This is a genomic window from Ochrobactrum sp. AN78, from assembly GCF_029909885.1.
Lineage (GTDB): Bacteria > Pseudomonadota > Alphaproteobacteria > Rhizobiales > Rhizobiaceae > Brucella > Brucella quorumnocens.
In genome coordinates, this window is sequence record NZ_JASAMU010000002.1 from 144,720 (window position 1) to 163,305 (window position 18,586).

Below are 18,586 nucleotides of genomic sequence, written 5' to 3' on the forward strand. Positions count from 1 at the left end.
AACGGAGTGACGGGTGAAGGCGCCAAAAGGAAAAGGCAAAAAGCCATCGGGCGGTAAAGAGCAGCGCGGTTTCGGTCGTGCAAAGCAGGATGAGCCGCGTTCGGCTGCCAAGCATGGAAGCAAGCCCGACGACAAGGGTTCGTTCTTCAGGAAGCCGCGTCCGCAATTCGCCAAAGCTGCGCCCAAACCTGCAGAAGAAAAGCATATCGTAGCACCTCAGCGCGAGATCAAAGCTTACAAAGGCGAGCGCCCCGTTGAACGCACACCCATCATCCTTGAAACCGAGCCATCAGACGACTACGCGCTGTTGGACAGCGGCGACGGGCTGAAGCTTGAGCAATACGGTCCCTATCGCATCGTGCGCCCGGAAGGTCAGGCAATCTGGCTTCCGAGCCTGCCGAAAAGCGAATGGGACAAAGCCGACGCGGTCTTTACCGGTAATACCGATGAAGAAGGCATGGGACGTTGGGCGTTCCCACATGTGACCCTTGGCGAAACCTGGCCAATGCAGCATGACGGCATCTCGTTTCACGGCCGCTTCACCTCGTTCCGCCATGTGGGTGTGTTCCCTGAGCAGGCAGCACACTGGTCCTATATGGATAGTCTGATCCGCGAAGCAGCCAAGTCTGGCCGCACCGTGAAGGTTCTCAATCTGTTTGGTTATACAGGCGTTGCATCGCTTGTTGCGGCACGCGCAGGTGCCGAAGTGACCCATGTCGATGCTTCCAAGAAGGCTATCGTCTGGGCACGCGAAAATCAGGAAATGGCTGGCCTTTCCGACAAGCCTATTCGCTGGATTTGCGAAGACGCTATGAAGTTCGTGCAACGTGAAGAACGCCGCGGCAGCTTCTACGACATCATCCTGCTTGATCCGCCAGCCTATGGCCGCGGTCCGAACGGCGAAGTCTGGCAGCTATTCGAACATCTGCCTGCCATGGTCGATACCTGCCGTTCAATCCTCACGCCAAACGCGCTGGCTGTCATCTTGACCGCTTATTCGATCCGCGCTTCGTTCTTCGCCATTCACGAGCTGGTTCGTGATCGTTTCACTGGTCTTGGCGGCACGGTCGAATCAGGCGAACTTATTCTGCGTGAACGCTCAGCCAAGCGTGCGCTTTCCACATCCATGTTCAGCCGCTGGGTAGCAAAATGAGCCGAGACGACGATTTTTCCAAAAGCGGCAATCAACAGCATTCAAGTCCGCGTGTGGGGCAGGTGAAGGAAGTCACAAGCCTTACCAATCCGATTGTCAAAGATCTGCGTTCGCTTGCACTGAAAAAATATCGCGATCAGCAGGGCGTTTTTCTGGCAGAAGGTCTTAAGCTCGTCATCGATGCTTTTGAGCAGGACTGGCGCATCAAGACGCTCGTGTTTGCCAAGTCTGGCAAGGGCAACAAGATGGTCGAGCAGGTTGCAGCACGCACCTTCGCCAAGGGCGGACTGGTACTCGAAGTGACTGAAAAGATCATGGCGGCAATCACCCGCCGCGATAATCCGCAGATGGTGGTTGGCGTTTTCGAACAGCAATATCACCAGCTTGCAAGCCTCAAGCCGAAAAGCAACGATGTTTACATCGCGCTTGATCGCGTGCGCGATCCGGGAAACTTGGGCACAGTTATCCGCACCGCCGATGCGGTTGGTGCCAAGGGCATCATCCTGATCGGCGACACCACCGACCCCTATTCGCTGGAAACTGTGCGCGCCACCATGGGCTCGGTGTTCTCGATGCCGCTCTATAAGACAACGGAAACCGAGTTTCTGAACTGGCGCAAAGGCTTTTCGGGTCTTCTCGTTGGCACGCATCTCAAAGGCGCTGTCGACTATCGCACGATCCCTTACGCCAAAAAGCCTGTTATCCTGATGATGGGCAATGAGCAGCAGGGTCTGCCGGAAACGCTTGCTGAAAGCTGCGACAAGCTCGCACGCATCCCGCAGGCAGGCCGCGCAGATTCGCTTAATCTGGCGATTGCCACCGGCGTCATGCTTTATGAAATTCGCCGCGAGGCACTCACTCTCGATGAAAGGGCCAGCGGATGAAGCGTCATGCGGTTTTGTCCTCGTTTCTCGTTGTCATTATCGCGGTCCTGATTGATCAGGGCGTCAAATTTCTGGTCGAAACCCGTATGGGTTATGGGCAGCAGATCGATCTGCTGCCGTTCCTCGCGCTGTTCCGTACACATAATGAAGGCATCGCCTTTTCAATGCTGGCATGGCTGCATGACTGGGGCCTGGTCGCGATAACCGCAGCCGTAATCCTTTTTGTGCTCTATCTCTGGTGGACCAACCCCTCTGAACGAACTTTTGCGCGCTATGGATTTGCGCTTGTGGTCGGTGGCGCTATTGGCAACCTCATCGATCGCGTCATGCATGGCTATGTGGTCGATTACATTCTCTTCCATCTGCCGACATGGTCATTTGCCGTTTTCAATCTGGCCGACACCTTTATCACCATTGGTGCAGCACTTATTATTCTGGAAGAATTTCTCGGTTGGCGACGCGAGCGGGCAGCACGCTAGCTGATATTTTCAGCTCTTTTTTGCCCCCAATGCGAAACGCTTGATCAGACTCAAGCTTTCCCCTATTTTGACTATGAAATTTAACTGATTTTTGAAGGGGATAAGCTTCACCCACCCCAAATGACACATTGGTGACACGCTTCTGTCATCCTCGCGTAGCACTGAATCTGTATTGCTGCGGTCAGATTGGACGTCATGTCCACGCAACCAGACCGTAAGAGAATCGGAATTGGTTAGCTCCGGCTGAAATATCAGTCGGAAAACCGTTCAGGAATGCGTGAACAACAGGATCAGGAGCGAATCATCATGTCAGTACTGCTTGGAATGGGCCAGCAAATCATTGATGATACGGTCATGTCGGGCATAGAAGCACAACCAACGCTCTTCACATCCGCAAGCGATCCCATTGTTCTGGGGCGCATCGGGTCCCTGGAAGTACGACTTGCAAATTCTCGCGATGCGATTGACGCGGCGCAGGAATTGCGGTTCCGCGTCTTCTTTGAAGAAATGGGCGCACGCAAGGAAACCATCGAAGAAGTAGAACTGCGCGATTCTGATCGCTTCGATGCGATCTGCGATCATCTGCTGGTTTATGATACCTCATTGCCGGTTCCCGAGCATCAGCAAATCGTTGGTACCTATCGCCTGATGCGTAGCGATCAGGCTGAAAAGGCACTCGGGTTCTACTCGGCCGATGAATATGACGTTCAGCGTCTGACACTTTCTCGTCCGAACCTCAAGCTACTGGAACTTGGCCGCTCTTGCGTTAAGGCGGAGTATCGCTCGAAGCGCACGGTGGAACTTTTGTGGCAGGGTGCCTGGGCCTATTGCCGTCGTCATTCCATTGACGTGATGTTTGGTTGCGCCTCGTTTCACGGCGCTGTGCCTGCGGCACATGCCCTGGGTCTATCCTTCCTGCACCAGAACTGCCGCGCAACACCCGACTGGGATGTGCGCGCGCTTCCGCATCGCTATCAGCCGATGGATCTGATGCCGAAGGAAGCAATCAACAACAAGGTCGCGCTGTTCTCGATGCCGCCACTGGTGAAGGGTTACCTGCGTCTTGGTGCGATGATCGGCGACGGTGCTGTGATTGATGAGGCTTTCGGCACGACCGATGTGTTCATCATCCTGCCGATTGAGCGCATTTCAAGCCGCTACATCACGTATTATGGCGCAGAAGCGAACCGTTTCGTCTAAAAATTAGCGCTTTCCCCTCGCCCTTCGAAACGGCCTTTCGGGCCTCATCAGGATGAGGGGAAACACAGCGCGCGATAGGTGAGGGCGGGCCTCTCACCGCCCACGCCCTAAAGTGCGGAGCGAAAAGCGAAGGGGAGGGTTACCCCCTGCCCGCCAATTCCTTCAACTTGTAAACCAGATCAAGCGCCTCGCGCGGGGTCAGTTCATCCGGGCTGATTGCCGTAACGGCTTTGGCCAGCTCGCTGTCCTTTGCGGCAGCTTGGGCTTTTGGCTTCTCTTGTTGAAGTACAACGGAAAACAGCGGCAAATCATCAATCAGCTTGTCGGCTTTGCCGGATGTTTCACCCGCTTCAAGCTGATGCAGAACATCGCGCGCGCGATTGACCACGGCTTCCGGCAGACCGGCGAGACGCGCGACCTGCACACCATAAGAACGATCAGCTGCCCCCTTCGCCACTTCATGCAGGAAGACCACGTCATTGTCCCATTCCTTAACCCGCATGGTGACATTTGACAGCCGGTCGAGTTTTTCAGACAGCGCCGTCATTTCATGGAAATGCGTGGCGAAAAGTGCACGGCAGCGGTTCTTCTCATGCAGATATTCCACGGCCGCCCACGCAATGGAAAGCCCGTCAAAGGTTGCCGTTCCACGGCCGATCTCATCAAGGATGACCAGTGAACGCTCACCTGCCTGATTGAGAATTGCTGCTGTTTCGACCATTTCCACCATGAAAGTCGAACGGCCCCGCGCCAGATCATCCGATGCGCCGACGCGGCTGAACAACCGATCCACGACGCCGATCTGAGCAGAACCAGCAGGAACGAAAGACCCCATCTGCGCCATGATCGCGATCAGTGCATTCTGGCGCAGGAAGGTCGATTTACCACCCATATTAGGGCCAGTGAGCAGCCAGATCGCACCATTTCCACCAACCGTTTGCGGAGAAAGATTGCAATCATTGGCAACAAATGGATTGGCTGCCTGACGGCGCAATGCCTGTTCGACCACCGGATGGCGACCGGCCACAATATTGAACGACAAACTGTCATCGACCAGCGGACGACAATAGCCCTGCTCATCGGCAAGAACGGCAAGAGAAGCCGAAACGTCGAACACGCTGAGCGCTGCTGCGGCGGCACGAATGCTATCCGCATGGCTAACCGCTTCCGCAGTGAGTTCCTCGAAAATCGCCAATTCTATCGACAAAGCCCTGTCGGCAGCATTAGCGATTTTACTTTCAAGTGCTGCCAGTTCCGTCGTGGTGAAGCGCATGGCATTTGCCATCGTCTGACGGTGGATGAAGCGTCCCTTGGCAGCATCTGTGTCGGTCATGCTCCCTGCATTATTGGCTGTCACTTCGATAAAATAACCAAGCACATTGTTATGCTTGATCTTCAACGATTTGATGGCTGTTTCCTCGATATAATCGGCCTGAAGACCCGCGATCACCCGGCGCGACTGATCACGGAGCGCGCGCATTTCGTCGAGTTCTGTATTGTAGTCCTGACGCACGAAACCGCCGTCGCGTTTCAAAAGCGGCATTTCATCAGCCAAGGCCCGGTCGAGATGGGCTGCAAAACTTGCCGGTATTTTCACAATCGCGTCGCAGGCATAGCGAAGTTCGTCTGGCAAAAGCGCGCCTTCTAGCAAGGATGCAATCCCACCGGCGGCTTCAAAGCCTCGCTGCAAAGCGCCCAGATCGCGCGGACCACCGCGACCAACCGCCAGACGCGAGAGCGCGCGTGGCATATCCGGCACACCCTTAAGTTCAAGCCGCATAGCGTCGCAGAGCGATTGTTCGCGCAAGAACCATGAAACGGAATCATGGCGTAGCGCGATTTCTACAGGGTTCGTCAGTGGTGCTGTCAAACGTTCGGCGAGAAGACGCGCGCCGCCACCGGTCACAGTTCGATCAATCGCTTTCAGCAGACTGCCCTCGCGATTGCCGGACATTGTGCGGGCGAGTTCAAGGCTGGCGCGGGTGGCAGGATCGATGAAAATCGTGCCGCCTTCCTGCTCGCGTTCAGGTCGCATCAGCGGCGGGCGTTCGGAAATCTGCGTCTTTTCGATATAGGCAATAGCACCGGAAATGGCCGAAAGCTCCGAACGGCTGAACTGGCCAAAACCATCAAGCGTTGCGACATTGAAATAGCGTTGAATGCGCGCCTCCGCTGCACCACTGTCAAACAGAGTTGCAGGTTGTGGAGACACAGCCTTTCCGATCAGATCGAACACCGGACGCAGTTCCGCGTCATGGAATGCAGTGTCGGCCACAATCAGCTCGCGTGGGTCCACACGCATGATATCGGCAAAAAGACGGTCTTCGGCTGTTTCTGCCACGCGAAAGGTGCCGGTTGAAATGTCGATCCACGCGAGTGCCAGCGCGCCGTCACCTTTGGTGCGGCCGAGCGTCATGAGGAAGTTTGCCTCGGACGGATCAAGCAGCTTTTCTTCGGTGATCGTGCCAGGAGTTACAAGACGGATCACATCGCGACGAACGACCGATTTCGAGCCACGCTTCTTCGCTTCAGCCGGATCTTCCACCTGCTCACAGACGGCGACCCGATAGCCCTTGGAAATCAGCTTCTGCAAATAGTCATCAGACGCATGGAATGGCACGCCACACATAGGGATATCTTCGCCCAGATGCTTGCCACGTTTGGTGAGCGTGATGCCGAGCGCGCGGGATGCTTCCACCGCGTCATCGAAGAATAGTTCGTAGAAATCGCCCATGCGATAAAAGAGCAGCGAATCAACATTCGCGGCTTTGATCTCGATATATTGCTCCATCATGGGCGTGAGGCGAACAGCGGTTTCCTGCACAGCGCTTTCATCTGCCTGTGGGTTATTGTCGCCTGCTTTCGATTCCATACTGAAGCCTTCGTTTATTGCTCATTTAAATCGTTTAAAGTCATAAAGTTTCACAACTCATCACTTTTGGATCAACATCTGTTCCAATATGCACTGTTTACACCGTGCATCACTGGCGTTATCGAATTTGTCCCGCAGATGAACCCGGAGGGAACATGCCAGCCTCGACGCCGAAGGGCAACACGCCAGAACGCACACCCACAGCCAGTGAGAAGGAAGCGCTCGACTTTCACGCTCAGGGCCGCCCGGGCAAGCTGGAAATCAATCCGACCAAGCCCATGACGACGCAACGCGACCTGTCGCTTGCCTATTCGCCCGGCGTTGCCGTGCCGGTCAAGGCCATCGCGGAAAATCCCGCTCTGGCCTATGACTATACGGCCAAGGGCAATCTCGTCGCTGTCATTTCCAACGGCACGGCAATCCTCGGCCTCGGCAATCTGGGTGCGCTTGCGTCCAAGCCGGTCATGGAAGGCAAGGCCGTACTGTTCAAGCGCTTTGCCGACGTGGATTCCATCGATCTTGAAATCGACACAACCGATATCGACGCCTTCATCAATGCGGTGCGTTATCTAGGACCATCGTTTGGCGGCATCAATCTCGAAGACATCAAGGCACCAGACTGTTTCATCATAGAAAGCCGCTTGCGTGAGCTGATGGACATTCCGGTCTTTCACGACGATCAGCACGGAACGGCAATCATTGCCGCCGCGGGCATGATCAATGCGCTGCATCTGACAGGCCGCGATATCAAGAACACCAAACTTGTCTGCAATGGCGCAGGCTCTGCTGGCATTGCCTGTATTGAGCTTATCAAGGCTATCGGTTTCCCTGCCGAAAACGTCACCCTCTGCGACACCAAGGGCGTCGTCTATCAGGGTCGCGAAGAAGGCATGAACCAGTGGAAGTCAGCCCACGCGGTAAAAACGTCGAAGCGCACGCTTGAAGAAGCGATGCAAGATGCTGACATCTTTTTCGGCGTTTCCGCCAAGGGGGCCCTGACCAAGGAAATGGTGCGCTCGATGGCGCCCAATCCGATCATCTTTGCCATGGCCAATCCCGATCCAGAAGTCACACCGGAAGATGTTGCAGAAGTGCGCGATGACGCGATTGTTGCAACAGGCCGTTCGGACTATCCGAACCAGGTCAATAACGTTCTGGGTTTCCCTTATATTTTCCGTGGTGCACTCGACGTTCGTGCCACCACGATCAACGATGAGATGAAAATCGCCGCCGTCTATGCGATCGCAGAACTCGCACGCGAAGACGTGCCGGACGATGTTGTTGCCGCCTATCAGGGCAGCCGTCCGCGCTTCGGTCCGAGTTATATCATCCCGGTCCCGTTCGATCCGCGCCTGCTTGCAACCGTTTCGGCAGCTGTCGCCAAGGCTGCAATGGAAACCGGCGTTGCCGGTCGCGCAATTGACGATCTTGAAGGCTATAAGCGCGAATTGCTGGCGCGTCGTGATCCGATTGCTTCGACATTGCGTGGCATTTATGAGCGTGTGCGCCGTCAGCCAAAACGTATCGTCTTTGCCGAAGGTGAAGAAGAGCAGGTGATGCGTGCCGCTGTGTCCTACGTTAATCAAGGTCTTGGCACTGCCATTCTTGTTGGCCGCGAGGAGCGCGTTGCGGAAACTGCAAAAGCTGCAGGTCTTGATCTTGACCGTCCCGGCATCGAGGTTATCAATGCGCGTCTTTCGAGCCGCAATACCGTCTATGCCGATTATCTCTATGAGAAACTGCAACGCAAAGGCTATCTGACACGTGACTGCCACCGTCTGATCAACAATGACCGCAATCATTTTGCCGCCTGCATGGTAGCGCTGGGTGATGCCGATGGCATGGTAACGGGCATCACCCGTAACTACGCAACCGGACTTGAAGATGTACGCCGTGTAATCGATTCAAAGCCCGGCCACCGTCTGGTGGGTGTTTCCATTGCGCTTTGCCGTGGCCGCACAGTCTTCATCGCGGACACTGCCGTGCACGAACAACCAACAGCCGAAGAACTTGCGGATATCGCCGTTGAAGCAGCGGGTATGGCGCGCCGCATGGGCTATGTGCCGCGCGTGGCACTGACAGCGTTCTCGACCTTCGGCCATATGGTCGGCGAAAGCTCGGCACGCATTCAGGAAGCAGTTCGTATTCTAAACACGCGTCATGTCGATTTTGAATTCGATGGCGAAATGAGCGTAGACGTTGCCCTCAACCCGAAGCTGATGGACCGGTATCCGTTCATTCGGCTGTCAGGTCCGGCCAATGTCATCGTCACGCCTGACAATCATTCGGCTTCGATTGCAGCCAATATGTTGCAGGAGCTGGGTGGCGCGACAATTATCGGTCCGCTGCTCGTCGGTCTCGACAAGCCAGCGCAGATCGTCAATATCGGCGCAAAAGATACAGATATCGTGAATATGGCAGCAATTGCAGCCTATAATGCGACCAGCTGAAAAGACGACTACAGCGGTTCCAGTTAATATTGAATCGTTGGAACCGCTGTAACTATTTGTTTTTACGCATTTCCGAACGCGAAATCGGTTCTCACTTTTGCTGGAAATGCTTTAAAACACGAGAAAGGCCGGGCAATGCCCGGCCTATTTGTTTGTATGCGCTTGTCGTTATCGGATCGCAGCGGGAGTATGTTCACCATATCTAAAACCGGCTATAGGATGATAACCGCAAGCCCTTCCCTGCAAGCCGGACATCAAAGCCGCATGAGCGCACACGACCTGAAGCTTGAAGAAATCGTCAATCCCGAAACACTTCGTCGCAAGCTAAACGAACTGGCTGACTCCACAGATGAGAGCTACACAAGCCCGTCCGTGCGTAAAGTCGTGCTGCAAGCACTTAAAGATGCTCTGATACGCGGTCGTGCGAATGCGGAAAGCATGCTGATGAAAGATGGCGGCGGCACACTTTGTGTGCGACGCCTGTCTTATCTCATGGACACGCTGATCAGCGCGTTGTTCGAATTTGCCAGCACCAAAGCCTATCCGATGACGAACCCGTCAAAAGCTGAAAACATGGCGATCGTCGCCGTTGGCGGCTATGGGCGCGGCGGGCTGGCTCCGGGTTCCGACATCGATCTCTTGTTCCTGCTGCCATACAAACAGACCCCATGGGGCGAACAGGTCGCGGAGTATATGCTCTATATGCTCTGGGACATGGGGCTGAAAGTCGGCCATTCGACACGCAATATCGACGAATGCATTCGTCTTTCGCGCGAAGACATGACGATCCGCACAGCCCTTCTGGATGCGCGGTTCATCATCGGAAACAAAGATCTTTTCACCGCACTGATTACCCGCTTTGACGAGGAAGTGGTCAAAAATACCGGACCTGAATTCATCCAGGCCAAGCTTGCCGAACGCGATGCCCGCCATCGCAAAGCAGGCGAGACGCGCTATCTCGTCGAGCCCAATGTGAAAGAAGGCAAAGGCGGTCAGCGCGACCTGCATACGCTGTTCTGGATCTCAAAATATTTCTATCGCGTGAAAAGCAAGGAAGAGCTGATCAAGCTCGGCGTGCTGTCACGAGCCGAATTGCGCCTTTTCAACAAGGCCGAAGATTTCCTTTGGGCTGTGCGTTGCCACATGCATTTTGCAACGCTTAAAGCAGAAGAACGCCTCTCCTTCGATATCCAGCCGGAAATTGCGCAGCGCCTTGGCTACACCGCGCATCCGGGCCAGAACTATGTCGAACGCTTCATGAAGCATTACTTCCTAGTGGCCAAGGATGTCGGAGATCTGACGCGTATTCTTTGTGCGGCGCTCGAAGAAGAACAAGCCAAGCATGTTCCGGGCTTCAACCGCATCTTCCTCACCTTCTCACGCCGCAAGCGCAAGCTTTCAGCCAGTGGAGATTTTGTCTCCGAAAATCATCGCATCAACATTGCTGATCCCGACGTCTTCAAACGAGACCCGGTCAACATCATCCGCATCTTCCATCTTGCCGACAAGCATGGGCTGGAATTTCATCCCGATGCGATGCAACAGCTCACCCGTTCGCTGAAACTCATTAACGGGGAACTACGCGAGAACGCTGAAGCCAATCGCCTGTTTCTTGAAGTGCTGACGTCGCCGCGCAATCCGGAATTGATCCTGCGCCGCATGAATGAATCCGGCGTGCTGGGCAAATTCATCCCGGATTTTGGCAAGATCGTCGCGATGATGCAGTTCAACATGTATCACCATTATACGGTGGACGAACATCTGCTGCGCTGCATTCAGGTCATGTCTGAAATCGAGCACGGTGAGCTCGAAAACGAGCATCCGCTAGCCAACCATCTCGTCACCACCATGAAGCGTGATCGTGTTCTACTTTATGTGGCTATTCTTCTGCATGACATCGCCAAAGGCCGACCAGAAGACCATTCCATCGCCGGTGCCCGCATTGCCCGCAGGCTTTGCCCGCGCTTCGGCCTGTCTACATCAGAAACCGAAACCGTGGAATGGTTAGTGCGCGAGCATCTGACCATGAGCATGGTTGCGCAGTCTCGCGATCTCAATGATCGCAAAACGATTGTCGACTTTGCCGACACGGTTCAGACGATGGAGCGGTTGAAGCTTTTGCTAATCCTGACGGTCTGCGACATCAAGGGCGTGGGCCCCGGCGTCTGGAACGGCTGGAAGGGCCAGCTTCTGCGCACTCTTTTCTATGAAACTGAACTGGTTCTGACGGGCGGCTTCTCCGAATTGCCGCGTGCCGACCGTGACCGGCAGGCGCGTGCTGCATTGGCGGACAAGCTCTCCGAGTGGCCAGCAGCAGAACGTGATGCCTATCTTGGCCTCCACTACACCAACTATTTCCTGACCGTCAGTCTCGATGATCAGGTACGCCACGCCCATTTCATACGGGAAACGGACTGGAATGGTCGTGCGCTTGCCACGATGGCCAAACCACATACTTTTGAGGCCGTCACAGAAATCACCGTGCTCGCCCCCGATCATCCGCGTCTGCTGTCGATTATTACCGGTGCGTGTGCTGCGGCTGGCGGCAACATTGTCGATGCGCAGATCTTCACCACGGGCGACGGCCGCGCGCTCGACACAATCCTGATCAGCCGTGAATTCGACACTGACGACGATGAGCGCAGACGTGCCGAGCGTGTGGGCAAGGTGATCGAAGACGTGCTTTCCGGCAAATCCCATTTGCCGGATGTTCTTGCCAAGCGCACCAAGCCCAAGAGAGGCGCCAAAGCCTTCAAGGTGGAGCCGCATGTCGAGATCAACAACACGCTCTCCGACAAGTTCACCGTCATCGAAGTGGAAGGGCTAGATCGCCCCGGCCTTCTTTCGGAACTGACCGGCCTTATTTCTGACCTTTCGCTGGATATTGCTTCGGCTCACATCACCACGTTTGGCGAAAAGGTGATCGATAGTTTCTATGTAACCGATCTCGTCGGGCACAAGATTTCAAACGCAACCCGACAGGGCAATATCAAGCGCAAGCTCCTTGCCGTTCTTGGTGGGGAAAACAGCGCAAAGACCAACGGTCGCGCAGCAGCATAGGTTTTTAGATTAAATGAGTTTGGTCAAAAAGTTCGCAACGGTCGCGTCCGGCACGCTGATGAGCCGCATTTTCGGCTTTACGCGCGAAATGTTCATGGCAGCAGCACTCGGCACCGGCCCCGTGGCGGATGCGTTCAATGCTGCCTTCCGCTTCCCGAACACGTTCCGCAGGCTTTTTGCTGAAGGTGCATTCAATGCGGCCTTCGTACCGCTTTTTGCCAAGGAGATAGAAAAGAACGGCATGGAAGGCGCACGCCGCTTTTCTGAAGAAGTTTTTGGCGTTCTTTTCACGGTCCTGCTTTTCATCACTATCGTGATGGAACTCTCCATGCCGTTTATCGTGCGCACAGTCATTGCGCCTGGCTTCACCGATGATCCGGTAAAGTTCGACAATACTGTGCGGCTTGCGATCATCATGTTCCCCTATCTCGCCTGCATGTCGCTTTCGGCAATGATGGGCGGAATGCTCAATTCGCTGCATCGTTATTTTGCGGCAGCCATCGCGCCGGTTTTCCTCAACATCATTCTCATTGGCGTTCTGGCCTTTGCATGGTGGAAGGGCTACGACGCGCTTGCTGTCGGCTATGGGCTCTCATGGGGTGTCATGGCGGCCGGTGTGGTGCAGCTGGCTATCGTATGGCTTGCTGTGCGCAATGCAGGCATCAAAATCGGTTTCCGTCGCCCGCGCCTCACCACAAATGTCAAAAGACTTCTGGTGCTGGCACTGCCTGCTGCGATTACCGGCGGAATTACGCAGATCAATCTGCTGATCAACACCAATATCGCATCAGGCATGGAAGGCGCTGTCTCCTCGCTCGTCTATGCTGATCGCATCTATCAGTTGCCGCTCGGCGTGGTGGGTATTGCGGTTGCGACTGTGCTTTTGCCGGAGCTCTCCCGCGCATTGCGCGGCGGACACATGAAAGAGGCCTCGAACCTGCAAAACCGCTCGGTCGAGTTCACACTGTTTCTCACCCTTCCCGCAGCCGCAGCCCTGCTTGTCATGTCGGAGCCGATTGTGCGGCTTCTGTTTGAACGCGGCCAGTTCAGTGCTGAATCGACAATCGTCGTTTCCAATATTCTCGCGATTTACGGTTTGGGCCTTCCAGCGTTTGTTCTGATCAAAGCCTTCATTCCGGGCTTCTTCGCGCGCGAAGATACCCGTACACCAATGATCTTCGCAGCCATTTCAGTGGTTGTGAACGTGTCGCTGGCCATCACGCTTTTTCAACGCATGGGTCCAAGCGGCATAGCGATTGCCGAAATCACTGCCGGTTGGGTCAATGCAGCGCTCTTGTTCGCAACACTCGTTAAGCGTGGCCATTGGGGGAGCGATATACCGTTGCTGACCCGAATTCCGCGCCTGCTGATTGCAGCGGGCGTGATGGCGACAGGTATCTATTTTGCCATCGGGCATTTTGCGTATGAACTCTCATCTGCTGCACCGTTCGCGGTCAGAGCTGGCACTGTTACGACGATGGTTGTCGCTGCGATGATTGTCTACTTCGCATTGGCCTTTGGTCTTGGCGGTGCCAATACCGGAATGATCCGCCGCGGTATCAAACGTGGCGCTGTGAAGAAAGAGCCTGAGAGCGACAAGTAAAAGCGCGCATCTTTTCAGAAAACCGTTTCACACTTTTCGGGATGCGCTTTTATTGCCCTTGAAAGGCCGCTATGCCTCTGCGAAAAGATTAGAGTGCCGTGCGCCCCATTGCGCGCACGGCACTCTAACAATTTAGATTTGTTGCATAATCTTCCTGAAGTTGATTTCAACGTTAGGTAAGATTATGCAACGACATTCTTAAATCCTTCGCTCTCCACCGGCGGAGGCCAACATCAGGATAAAGTCATGAGCACGTTTAAACCGCTTGTCTTCTCCGGCGTCCAACCGACCGGAAATCTTCACCTCGGCAATTATCTGGGTGCGATCAAGCGGTGGGTAGAGGTTCAGGAGACGCAGGAATGCATCTACTGTGTCGTCGATATGCACGCGCTGACCGTGTCGCCTGATCCGGCTGAACTCATTCAGTCGACCCGCGAAGTCACGGCGGCATTTCTGGCCGCAGGCATTGATCCCAAGCGAAGCATCGTCTTCAATCAGAGCCGCGTCATGCAGCATGCGGAACTCGCTTGGGTATTTAACTGCGTTGCGCGCATTGGCTGGATGAGCCGCATGACGCAGTTCAAGGACAAGGCAGGCAAAGACCGCGAGAACGCCTCGCTCGGCCTCTTCGCCTATCCAAGCCTCATGGCTGCCGATATTCTGCTTTATCGCGCGACCCATGTTCCAGTCGGCGAAGATCAGAAGCAGCACCTCGAACTGACCCGTGACATCGCACAGAAGTTCAACAACGATTATTCTGATCGCATCGCTTCGCTAGGCATTGGTGTCGACATGAAGGTTGGTGACGAACAGGTTTCTGGCTTTTTCCCGCTAACCGAGCCGATGATTTCAGGTCCGGCCATGCGTATCATGTCGCTGCGTGATGGCACCAAGAAGATGTCGAAATCCGACCCTTCAGACCTTTCGCGCATCAACCTTATTGATGACGAAGAGACCATCAACAAGAAGATCCGCAAAGCCAAAACCGATTCGGATGGTTTGCCTACGGAAGTCGACGGCCTCGCTGGGCGTCCGGAAGCGGATAATCTCGTCGGCATCTATGCTGCCTTGTCATCGAAATCCAAACAAGAAATCCTGAGCGAATTCGGAGGCCGTCAGTTCTCCGAATTCAAAGCAGCACTCGCTGATCTCGCTGTGGCAAAGCTGTCGCCCATCACCCATGAAATGCGTCGTTTGGTGGCCGATCCCGCCTATATCGACAGTGTTTTGAAAGACGGTGGCGAACGCGCCAGCGTGATTGCAGAGGCAAACATGCGCCACGTCCGCGATATTATCGGCTGGTTGCAGAACTGATAAATAATCAGGAGCCGCCCGCTTGCGGGCGGCTCTTTGCAATGCCACATTATCGCCATGGTATCCAAACGACTTAGCCGCGAAGCCGGCCACCGCCGCAAGTTTCTTGCCGTTATTGACGACACGCCCGAATGCGAGCGTGCTGTCGCCTATGCCGCACGCCGCGCCAAGAATACCAATGGCGCGCTCGTTATGCTGTTTGTCATCGATAATTCAGATTTTCAGCAGATTCTCGGCGTTGGCGAAATCATGCGGCAGGAAGCAGAAGAACGCGCACGTTCAACGCTCGAAAAATTCGCAGCCGCCGTGCGCGAAGAACAGGGCATTGAGCCTGAACTCATCATCCGCGAAGGCAACACCAATGATCAGTTGCCAAGTCTGATTGAAGAAGATCAGGACATAGCCATTCTGGTTCTGGCTGCTGGTTCTGGCAAGGAAGGTCCCGGGCCTCTGGTCCAATCTCTTGCTGGGCGAGCACTGTTTCAGATCCCCGTTACCGTGGTCCCCGCAGGACTTTCCAATGATGACATTGATGCGGTGACATAATCACCCTATATTGATCGTAACTGATATGCAGCTGATCGAAGCAAGCCTTGCTTCCTCGCTCATTGGCGCTTACTAGTGGTCTACTTCCGACATTTGCATCCCTTGAATATAGGCGTCGAGCCGATGTCGGAAGAAAAAGACCACTAGAAAATTTATGAATCTAGTGGATTTTTAGAATTTGACGTTTGAAACAGCATCTATGTCGGTCGGGATTCAAACGTCAAACTCAATCCACTAGAACCCATCCAGAGTTGAAAGCGGAGAACGGGCATGTTCATCCAGACTGAAACGACGCCAAACCCGGCGACCCTGAAGTTTCTGCCAGGCAAGGTTGTCATGCCTGAGGGGACCGCGGATTTCCGCGACGCGGCAAGCGCGGGCAACACCTCGCAGCTCGCAGCCAAGCTTTTTGCGGTACCCGGCGTAACCGGCGTCTTCTTCGGCTATGATTTTGTCACGGTCACCAAGGACGACGGCGAATGGCAGCACCTGAAGCCTGCCATCCTTGGTACGATCATGGAGCATTTTATGTCGGGCCTGCCAGCCATGGCTGGTAATGCCAACGCAGACGCAGCCGCCGCTCATGAAGATGAAGAGTTCTTCGATGAAGCCGACACCGAAATCGTCGAAACCATCAAGGAATTGATCGAGACTCGCGTTCGCCCGGCTGTTGCACAGGACGGCGGCGATATCACATTCCGCGGCTTTGAAAATGGCACAGTGTTCCTGCACATGAAGGGCGCCTGCTCTGGCTGCCCATCATCGACCGCAACGCTTAAGCATGGCATCCAGAATCTTCTGCGCCATTTCGTGCCGGAAGTGCAGCAGGTCGAACAGATCTGATTGCCGATTTTACTTCAGCAAAAAGGCCGCTTCTCAGCGGCCTTTTTTGATTTCAGCGTAAGGTTTACTGCCTCACTATAACCTTGGCACCTTGCTCAGCGCGCTCATGCAAATCAATAATATCCTGGTTCATCATGCGCACGCAGCCGGAAGACATAGCTTTACCAATCGACCACCATTCAGGCGTTCCATGGATACGATAGCCAGTGTCTCCGCCTTTGTTATAAAGATAGAGTGCGCGTGCACCGAGCGGGTTTTTCAGACCCGGACCCATGCCATTGCGATATTTTGCCAGTTCCGGCTGACGCTTGATCATAGGAGCCGGTGGCGTCCATGTCGGCCATTCGCGCTTCATGGCGACACGTGCTGTTCCTGACCAGCCAAAACCCTCACGGCCCACGCCGATGCCATAGCGCATAGCCTTGCCGTCAGGCATGACGTAATAGAGAAACTTCTCGCGCGTCTCAACAATGATCGTGCCCGGCGCTTCGTCGGTCTGATATTTCACGATCTGTCGGCGATATTGCTGCGGAATCTTTTCATTTGGAATTGCCGGGATCGTGTAACCAGCGTCGCTGACCGCAGAATAAGACGCGGTGTAGAAGGTGCCGCCAACTGTTGAGCAACCGGCCAGTACACCACCAAGAAGAAGGGCTGCACTCAGCCGCAAGACGCGAGAATTCATGAATTTCCCCTAAATTGCTTCTTATCGTCAACAGGAGCGAATCGCCCATTCATGTGAAAACATGCGTCAGTATTGTTAACCAGCCGTTAACCGTAAATTGAAAAACGTAATTTTGCCATTTTATCGCCACCTTTTCCAAGATTAAGCCGCTGGAATGTCGCTTAAAATCAACGTTCTTTGATTGCTCAACGCGAGTTGAGGGCGCAAAATGTACCCATGCCAATCGTGATTCCCAACAAAACGCACCCCCTTTCTGACGGACGCCAGTCCGAAAACGCAATGCTCGTGCGTCGTGGTGTGCAGCGCCTATTTCTGGAAATGGGGCTGGCAACTTTACCGGAATTGCCGCTGGCATCCGGTAGGCGCGCTGACCTGATTGCTGTCAGCCGCAAAAGTGAAATCTGGATCGTTGAGATAAAATCTTCAATCGAAGACTGGAAGGCAGACCGGAAATGGCCAGACTACCGCGCTTTTTGTGACCGGCTGTTTTTCGCGACGCATCCGTCGGTGCCGCGCGAAATCTTTCCGGAAGATTGCGGCTTCATTCTATCGGATGGATATGGCGCAGAAATTCTGCGAGATGCACCGGAGCATAAGCTTGCGGGTGCCACACGCAAAGCGCTGATGTTGCGCTTTGCAAGAGCAGGTGCTGCACGTCTGACGATTGCAGAGCTTGCAGGTCTCGATGTGCCCGAGATCGATATAGATTAACGCGGTGCGCGCTTGGCCAGAATGCGCTGCAAAGTACGGCGATGCATATTGAGGCGGCGGGCTGTCTCGGAAACATTGCGCTCGCACATCTCATAAACGCGTTGAATATGCTCCCAACGCACGCGATCAGCCGACATCGGATTTTCCGGTGGTGCAACCTTTTCACCGGGACGACGGGTCAGAGCAGCAAAGACCTCATCCGCATCGGCAGGTTTGGAGAGATAGTCAATCGCGCCGAGCTTTACCGCGTTAACCGCTGTCGCGATATTACCATAACCGGTGAGCACGATAGCGCGCGTGTCTGTACGACGAGAGCGGATAGCCTCAATAACATCAAGCCCGTTACCATCTCCCAGCCGCATGTCTACGACCGCATAAGCGGGCGCAGCGGCCTTTGCAGCGGCGATGCCTTCTTCAACCGATTCTGCAGTCGTTACCTGAAAACCCCGGCCTTCCATGGCACGGGCAAGACGCTGCAAGAAAGGCTTGTCATCATCAACCAGAAGGAGGGTGGGATCGTTGCCAATGGCTTCGGTGTCTTCCTGCTTCAAGTCTTCCATGGGGTACTTCCTGCCTGTATTTTTGTTTCCTTATTGATATCCCTGCGTCAAAAAGTCAAATAGCCATTGAATTATTGAAGCAATCTCAGCAAAATTTAAATTGCAACAGAGCGTAAAGCATTGTGATTAAATGCAATTTCTAATCACGAGCACGAAAATTTGATGAAAATGAAACACCGCACGTTAAGCGGCAGCGCTTCAACCCAAGATTAATTCTGCAATATAT

At 54.4% G+C, this 18,586-nt stretch carries 14 protein-coding genes; 11 read left to right on the top strand and 3 right to left on the bottom strand.

The window, feature by feature from the left end; translation table 11 throughout:
- Positions 1–13 precede the first annotated feature (13 nt).
- From QBD00_RS04290 to QBD00_RS04305, 4 genes are all read left to right on the top strand, one after another.
- On the top strand, positions 14–1,153 hold the full coding sequence (locus QBD00_RS04290; RefSeq protein WP_318578734.1) for a class I SAM-dependent methyltransferase: 1,140 nt from the start codon (positions 14–16) through the stop codon (positions 1,151–1,153).
- Complete coding sequence (locus tag QBD00_RS04295) at positions 1,150–2,037, top strand: RNA methyltransferase (RefSeq protein ID WP_318578735.1); 888 nt, start codon at positions 1,150–1,152, stop codon at positions 2,035–2,037. Before QBD00_RS04290 ends, QBD00_RS04295 begins: the two co-directional genes overlap by 4 nt.
- Positions 2,034–2,516 carry a signal peptidase II gene (gene lspA, locus QBD00_RS04300; RefSeq protein WP_095445906.1) on the top strand — a complete coding sequence of 161 codons (483 nt, stop codon included), beginning with the start codon at positions 2,034–2,036 and terminating at the stop codon, positions 2,514–2,516. The genes QBD00_RS04295 and lspA overlap by 4 nt, the downstream gene beginning before the upstream one ends.
- A gap of 306 nt (positions 2,517–2,822) precedes the next feature.
- Positions 2,823–3,716 carry a GNAT family N-acetyltransferase gene (locus tag QBD00_RS04305; protein ID WP_191793702.1) on the top strand — a complete coding sequence of 298 codons (894 nt, stop codon included), beginning with the start codon at positions 2,823–2,825 and terminating at the stop codon, positions 3,714–3,716.
- 139 nt (positions 3,717–3,855) lie between these two features.
- Here the strand turns inward: QBD00_RS04305 and mutS are convergent, their stop codons facing one another.
- The gene (mutS, locus tag QBD00_RS04310) at positions 3,856–6,588 is read right to left on the bottom strand and encodes a DNA mismatch repair protein MutS (RefSeq protein WP_095445905.1); all 2,733 of its coding nucleotides are present in this window, start codon (positions 6,586–6,588) and stop codon (positions 3,856–3,858) included.
- A 155-nt stretch (positions 6,589–6,743) separates the two neighbouring features.
- Between mutS and QBD00_RS04315 the strand changes: the two genes are divergently transcribed.
- The 6 genes from QBD00_RS04315 (at position 6,744) to QBD00_RS04340 (ending at position 16,404) form a co-directional block, all read left to right on the top strand.
- Positions 6,744–9,038, top strand: a complete 2,295-nt coding sequence (locus tag QBD00_RS04315; protein ID WP_318578736.1) for an NADP-dependent malic enzyme — start codon at positions 6,744–6,746, stop codon at positions 9,036–9,038.
- A gap of 264 nt (positions 9,039–9,302) precedes the next feature.
- On the top strand, positions 9,303–12,098 hold the full coding sequence (locus QBD00_RS04320) for a [protein-PII] uridylyltransferase (RefSeq protein WP_318578737.1): 2,796 nt from the start codon (positions 9,303–9,305) through the stop codon (positions 12,096–12,098).
- A 13-nt stretch (positions 12,099–12,111) separates the two neighbouring features.
- Positions 12,112–13,701 (top strand): murein biosynthesis integral membrane protein MurJ, encoded by a 1,590-nt coding sequence (gene murJ, locus QBD00_RS04325; protein WP_095445902.1) that lies wholly within the window; start codon positions 12,112–12,114, stop codon positions 13,699–13,701.
- 246 nt (positions 13,702–13,947) lie between these two features.
- Positions 13,948–15,015, top strand: coding sequence for a tryptophan--tRNA ligase (trpS, locus tag QBD00_RS04330; protein WP_151094765.1), 1,068 nt, complete (start codon positions 13,948–13,950; stop codon positions 15,013–15,015).
- A 6-nt stretch (positions 15,016–15,021) separates the two neighbouring features.
- Positions 15,022–15,561, top strand: coding sequence for a universal stress protein (locus QBD00_RS04335; protein ID WP_412534993.1), 540 nt, complete (start codon positions 15,022–15,024; stop codon positions 15,559–15,561).
- 270 nt (positions 15,562–15,831) lie between these two features.
- The gene (locus QBD00_RS04340; RefSeq protein ID WP_095445899.1) at positions 15,832–16,404 is read left to right on the top strand and encodes a NifU family protein; all 573 of its coding nucleotides are present in this window, start codon (positions 15,832–15,834) and stop codon (positions 16,402–16,404) included.
- Between the two features lie 64 nt (positions 16,405–16,468).
- Here QBD00_RS04340 and QBD00_RS04345 read toward each other — a convergent pair whose 3' ends face one another.
- A complete protein-coding gene (locus tag QBD00_RS04345) occupies positions 16,469–17,089 on the bottom strand; it encodes a L,D-transpeptidase (RefSeq protein WP_095445898.1) in 621 nt (206 codons plus the stop codon).
- A gap of 216 nt (positions 17,090–17,305) precedes the next feature.
- Here QBD00_RS04345 and QBD00_RS04350 point away from each other — a divergent pair, with 216 nt between their 5' ends.
- Complete coding sequence (locus QBD00_RS04350; protein WP_318578739.1) at positions 17,306–17,800, top strand: MmcB family DNA repair protein; 495 nt, start codon at positions 17,306–17,308, stop codon at positions 17,798–17,800.
- Here the strand turns inward: QBD00_RS04350 and regA are convergent.
- Positions 17,797–18,360, bottom strand: coding sequence for a global response regulator transcription factor RegA (regA, locus tag QBD00_RS04355; RefSeq protein WP_024898183.1), 564 nt, complete (start codon positions 18,358–18,360; stop codon positions 17,797–17,799). The genes QBD00_RS04350 and regA overlap by 4 nt on opposite strands.
- Positions 18,361–18,586 lie beyond the last annotated feature (226 nt).